Consider the following 6,337-nt stretch of genomic DNA (forward strand, 5'->3'; position numbering starts at 1 on the left):
CAGTTGTTCTTGGCATTCTCTTTACACCAGACTTTGTAAATGACCAACATACAAAACCTGAACAGTCAAAGTTAGATGGTCCACTTGCTCCAAACACATATCTTTTGCCTATATGTTTTTCTGCTTCATTAAATAAGGCTTTGGCAGTTTCAGAATCAAAAGCAAGACCAGGATTTCCAAAGTTTGGATTATCTACTATTTCTCCTAAGTCACCATTACCTGATCCAAAAACATCACCCATATTCCCCTTAGCTTCAAGAAGAGCTTCATAATGAACTACATTGTCTGGATAATCTTTAAATATTTCCCTAACAACTTCATCCATTTCTTTTTTCTTTAAAGTTACAATTAACTTTTTATACTCGTACTCTTCTTTTTCATAGCTAGTATAAGGATTGCCACGACTATCATATCTAGTTCTTGCTATTGTTCTTGTTCTAATTTCAATTTCTTCCTTAAAGTCAAGTTTATACATCTTGTCGAAAAGTTCTTTTGAAATTCCTTTTGCTTCAGATGCTGATTTTACTTCTCCACATCTTGAAGTTATATAGGATAAAAGTTCATGGGTATTATGACCAATTTCTCCTTCTTTGTTTATGATATATTCGTCATATCCAGGATGACTTGTTTTTACACTTTCTATTTGTGATTGTAGGTCATACTCCATTGATGAAAATTCTTGATTAACTTCACTTAGAACTGTATCTTGTGATAGGTATGTTGTTGTCATTACTGAGTTTACAGAGTTACTTAAACCACTCATACCAACACTTCCACCACCAATCATGATTGAGATCATAAGACCTAGTCCTATTACTAGAAATAGAACCATCTTGCTTTTTCTTACTATTAGCTCTTTAGAAGCCTTACCTAAACTTAAAATAGCTTTTTTAACTCTATCTACCAGTCTTGTTTCGTGCTTTTTAGCTATCATGCTTTTCATTTGTTTTCTTTGGTAAAACTTCTTAAATCTATTTTTCTTTATATAGGCATCTGACTTTTTTAAATCTTCCAAGCCGCTTTTAAACTCCAACTTGCTTTTTCTCTTTCTTATTTTCTTATCAAGTTTAGATAGCTTTTTTAAGGACTTTTTCTTTTTGTCTATCTTATACTTCCTTATTCCATGCTGGAGTTTAGAGCTTACATTAGCGACCTTTTCTCCAGATTCTACACCGGTATTGTCAGATCCTGAACTTAAATAATCTCTCACTAACTCTGAAGACTTAGCTCCAGATAATAAAACCCCAGAAGATAGGCTTCCTTTAGTTTTATTCTTTAAGATATTATCCTTTAGCTTACTTTTAGACTTTTCAAGCTCTCCAATCTTTTTATCTGAGATAAAGTCTTTAACATCTTGTGCCTTCTTAGAATCTTTCGTTTTAACTTTCTTAGATTCATTTTTTAAGTCATCGATTTTCTTTCGAGTGAATTTATCACTTTCATAATTTTTTCTCTTATAGTAAGTCTTCTTTTTATTAACTTTCTTTTGTTCTGAAGGTTTAAGGCTTGTTTCCTTTTCATCTTTTATAAATTCTTGATTATTATCTTTAAGCTCAGAATTATCAAAAGTCTTATCTGTATCAACTTCGCTTAGCTTATTTTCTTTATCTATTTCATTAGAAATTTTTTCCTTATCTCTAAACTTCTTTTCTTGATAAAGCTTCTGTTTTTGCTTTTTATCGATATTAGCATTACTGTCGTTCTTGCTTACTTCATCTTTAACAAGCTTATCTTTTCTATATATTCTTTTACTTTTCTTTGCTTCGATAGGTTTATCTTCACTTGTCTGGATTCGCTTAGACTCTTTCTCGTTGATTTTGTCTTGGAATTTATCTTTACTATGGATAAGTTTATCCTCATAATTTTTAAGAACTTGTCTTTTACTTAATGGCTTCTTATTGCTTATTACTTCAGAGTTAGCTGGAATATCATCTGTTGTTAATTTATTAGAATTAATATTTCTACTGTTTTCACTACCAAAATTCACCTTTTTGAAGTCTACATCTAACTCTTCATCAAGTTTAAAGCTTTCATCTGTCCTTATTTCAAGATTAGTTTGTTTTGTTTTTTCAGCCTTATTCTTATTATTTAAAACTTCTTTTCTGATTCTTTCCTTGTTTTTAGCCTTCTGAAAATCTTTTAGTTTATCTTGTTTTTGATCTTTAGCTAATATATTCTCATGGATAAGTTTAGATTCTTTTTCTGAAATTTTATCTCCGAACCTATCCTTAGTCTTAATAATCTTATTAGTATAATCATCTGAATGAACAAGTTTACTATCTATATTCTTTTCAGGAGCGTCCCTATTTCGGATAATTTTCTTTTGAAAATCTTTTTTTAGTTTTTTATCCATATCACACCTACTTAGCTTCTTCTGGTTTTGTTGTCATCAGCTTATATAGCATGGTGTCTTTAGGGAATTTATCTATAAAGGGAACAATGGTATTTCCAAAGAATAATAGTCCCTCACCTGCGTTTGAATTAGTAATATAGTTTAACTGATAAGGCGATATTTTTAATTTCTTAGCAAGAATATCCCTATCTCCAGATGCTTGATTTAACATTAGAACAAAGTCTGTATTATCAAAGATATTTTCAATTTCCTGACTTGTTAAAAGGTCTTTTACGTTTTGAGTTATACCTGTTGGAATACCGCCCCATTTTCTAAATCTTTTCCAGATTTCTACTGAATATGAAGCAGTTTGTGGGTCTTTTAATAAAAGATGGAACTCATCTATATAGTATCTAGTAGACTTGCTTCCTCTGTTTAGGGAAACCTTGTTCCAAACTTGGTCTTGAATTACAAGCATACCTATTTTTTTAAGTTGTGTTCCTAGCTCTTTTATATCAAAGCAAAGCAGTTGCCTATTTAGGTCAACATTTGACCTATTATTAAAGACATTAAGACTTCCCTTAACATAAATTTCCATTTCTGTTGCGAGCTTCCTACCAACTCCCTCTTCTTGGGATAGGAGCATATCGTATAAATCTCCTAATATAGGCATATTTTCTGGTTTGGGGTCTTCAAAATACTTTTGATATATCTTTGGTAAGCACCTATCTATAACAGATTTTTCTGCAGCAGTAAGACCAGATCCTCCTACTACAAGTTCAAGCATAGACATTATGAAGTTTGCCTTATCCTTTAAAGGTGCGTCCCCATCTCCATAGCTCATATTAATATCTAGTGGATTTAGGTAGTCCTTTGACTTTGCTGATACTTTAATAACTTCTCCATTAAATTGTTTTACAAGGTTTGAATACTCGCCCTCAGGATCACAAATAATTACATCATCGTCTGTTACAAGAATTGCATTTGCCATCTCTCTCTTTGCTGAGAAAGATTTACCAGAACCTGGTGTGCCTAATATTAATCCGTTAGGGTTCTTTAGTTTCTTCCTATCTGCCATTATCAAGTTTTGACTAAGGGCATTTAAGCCATAGTACAAAGAATTTGCCGAATCAATAAATAGCTCTTCTGTTGTAAAAGGCATAAATACTGCCGTTGATGATGAAGTTAAAAATCTTTTTATTTCGACTTGGTTAACTCCTAGAGGTAAGACAGAAACAAGTCCTTGTTCTTGTTGATGAGATAATCTTTTTACCTGACAATTATGTCTGTTTGCAATTGATGATATTTGAGCAATTGTATTTTCTAATTTTTGATTAGTCCTAGCAAAATTCATCATTACTATAGTAACTACAAAGAGCCTTTCATCTCTATTTTGTAAGTCAGATAACATGGACTTAACATCAGCCCCAAAAGTATTTATATCTGAAGGAATAATATCCATATCATATCCAGCACGAACTGCTTTCTTTTGTTCTTCAATTTTCATTCTGTCCAGGTCTGTGTTTTTTCTCTTAATGAGTTTAATAGCTTCTGCTTGTTCAACTACATCTATATGAAAAGCTACATAAATATTGTCATCAATATCTAAAAACTCAGATAACATTCTGTCTGATAACTCACTTGCAAGTATTTGAAAATGGCTTACTGCTCCAATGAATTTCCCAAATTTAAAATTATTTGCTGGTGCAAAATTAAAGATATCGGGAGTTATATGTGACTTTGTAGACTCTTTCTTCTTCAAATCTTTATATGAAAAATCAAAGTTTTTGTCTGGATTTAACATATCGTGAACAAGTCTTAACCTTTCTTCGCCATCAAGACTTTCTGCTCTAACTCCCATAGATTTAAAGTTGGATAAAATATCTACTTCAAGTCTATTTAACTTTGCTCTTGCTTGCTCTAGGTTATCGGCTTCTGTTGTAAAGGTTATATACTTCATCTTTTTAAGTCCGTTATTGCCCTTTGCAAGTTGAAGCTTTAACATCTCCCTAAACTCTTTTCTTACATCGTCATAGAAATCTCCCTTATCAGCAATTTTAATTGCATCTTGTAGGTCTTTATTTCTTCCTAATTGATTTACATATGAAAGTTCAATGTGGACACTTGGATCAAAAGAATTTAAAAAGTTGGCAAATTGGTTAAAGATTAAATCTCTGTCTTCTTCCAATGCCAACTGGTAATTTATATCTTGAAATGAAATTGTCTTTGAATAGTTTTTTTCATCTAACTGGCAAATGCCCTCTGGTAACATTCTTATATATGGAATAGTGTCCTCAACAGTAAATCTCTTTTTCTCTTTCTTTAAAATTACACTTAGAAGACTATTTGTTGGATCTTTCTTTGTTTTTAGCCTTCTTACTTCCTTTAGGTCTTTTTTTAATTGTTTTTCCCTTAGATTTAAGTCGCTGATTTGCTTTTTTCTTTGCTTCAAGGTATGCCTCCTTTCTTATTCTCTTAGTTGGTTGATAAAACTTATGAAGATAGAAAAATTTAAAATACTTTTCAAAAGTTAAGGTGTCTTTTTCATATAAGGTTATAAAAAAGATTGGCAGGGTTACTATTAGCATTACAATGATAGAAACATCATTAGGTAGATATTTCTTCATAAATAAATAGGTTGGTATTCCAATTAGTCCTGCCACAGAAAAACCTATAAGTTGTCTTTTAGTTAAGTTAAAGGCAACCTTTGTTTTAATCTTGTCCAAATCTTTTGGTATTGGTACATATGCCATTTTAATCTCCCTCTACTTCTTCTTTGGAAAGTTCAAGTATATGGTCATAATTAGATGTTGTTTCTTCTTCTAGGTAGCTAATTCTTTCTTCTAATTCTTCTTGTTTTTCTTAATTTCTGTCATTGTATTCTCCTTGATACATAACAAATTCATTATGACATCTTCCGAGTCTATTTATTCTCCTCTTTAAATTTCTAATCTCTTCATTTCTTTTTTTCTCTTTTAAGATTTCATAAGTTCCTCCCAATAAAATTCCAAGTCCCAATAAAGCACAATTTTTCTTTTTTAACATTTATTCCTCCTAGTGCGTATTCATAATACTTTTTGCAACTGTTCCACTCTTAAACATCATAAGTCCAAGTAGTAGAGCATATCCTAATATACTAAACAAGCTTGCGTGAATATCTGTAACCTGTACCGTCCTTATTAAAACGGTGTAGATACCTAAACATACCATCAAAAACAAACCTTGTAGTCCCAAGGCAAAAAGTCCCTTGATATAATTTGTTCCAATCTGACCCCATTCTTTATTTCCCATAGTCGCAAATGGTATGGATGATACTGATGAGTAGACATATATTTCAAACATACGCCCATATACTATTAATGTTATAACTAGCGATATTCCTTGAATTGCAATCCTCACAAGGCTTGTTTCAACTAGTATCATTAAAAGCTCACCTATTTCTTTTTCTTTTAATGCATCAACCATTGCAACTATCTGATCTCCTGAAACAGTGGCAGAAGTAGTGATTACCCCTGCCGCTTTGTTTACAAGATTTTGTGCCACATCAAAGACTGCCATTGAAAATTCAAAGGCATGGCTTGCAAGGTAGACTGCTATAAACATCTTTATAATGTATTTGAAAAACTCAAAAGTATCTGTATCATGCATATTATTCTTTTGCATAACCATGTTTATGAGTTCAATACATAAAACTGCTGTTATGATAAGACCTGCTATTGGAACAATCACATTATCATTAATGTTTTTTATGAAGTTATATACTTCTCCATTCCAACCCATTGGTGTCTTCCCAACATCAGTTGAATAACTCCTACCTTGTCATTTATATCTAAGAACATGGACTCAAGATTTGCTTTGATACCTCCGAGTAGCATATCCTTAAAAAATTCAGTTAGCTTGTCAAAGATACCAAACATAGACTTTCTCCTAATTTAAAGCATTTGCAAGTAGTGGAATTAATTTAATACCGATTAGTACAATTCCCCCACCAGCCATAAGCTGCTT

At 31.8% G+C, this 6,337-nt stretch carries 4 protein-coding genes and 2 pseudogenes; all 6 read right to left on the minus strand.

The window, feature by feature from the left end; translation table 11 throughout:
* Window positions 1–2,353, minus strand: a 2,353-nt coding sequence (locus Q0W95_RS07135; protein ID WP_297791312.1) for a CD1108 family mobile element protein, incomplete at its 3' end; no start/stop codon positions are given.
* 7 nt (window positions 2,354–2,360) lie between these two features.
* Window positions 2,361–4,784: a VirB4-like conjugal transfer ATPase, CD1110 family gene (locus Q0W95_RS07140; RefSeq protein WP_297791314.1), complete on the minus strand. Its 2,424-nt coding sequence runs from the start codon at window positions 4,782–4,784 to the stop codon at window positions 2,361–2,363.
* Window positions 4,675–5,085, minus strand: a complete 411-nt coding sequence (locus tag Q0W95_RS07145; RefSeq protein WP_004827263.1) for a PrgI family protein — start codon at window positions 5,083–5,085, stop codon at window positions 4,675–4,677. Before Q0W95_RS07145 ends, Q0W95_RS07140 begins: the two co-directional genes overlap by 110 nt.
* A gap of 1 nt (window position 5,086) precedes the next feature.
* Window positions 5,087–5,377 (minus strand): annotated as a pseudogene (locus Q0W95_RS07150) (hypothetical protein).
* Between the two features lie 9 nt (window positions 5,378–5,386).
* Window positions 5,387–6,249: pseudogene (locus Q0W95_RS07155) on the minus strand (VirB6/TrbL-like conjugal transfer protein, CD1112 family).
* A 10-nt stretch (window positions 6,250–6,259) separates the two neighbouring features.
* Window positions 6,260–6,337: Maff2 family mobile element protein (locus Q0W95_RS07160; RefSeq protein WP_277262704.1), on the minus strand; the 78-nt coding region annotated here is incomplete at its 5' end.

The organism is uncultured Anaerococcus sp. (assembly GCF_947253225.1).
Classification (GTDB): domain Bacteria; phylum Bacillota; class Clostridia; order Tissierellales; family Peptoniphilaceae; genus Anaerococcus.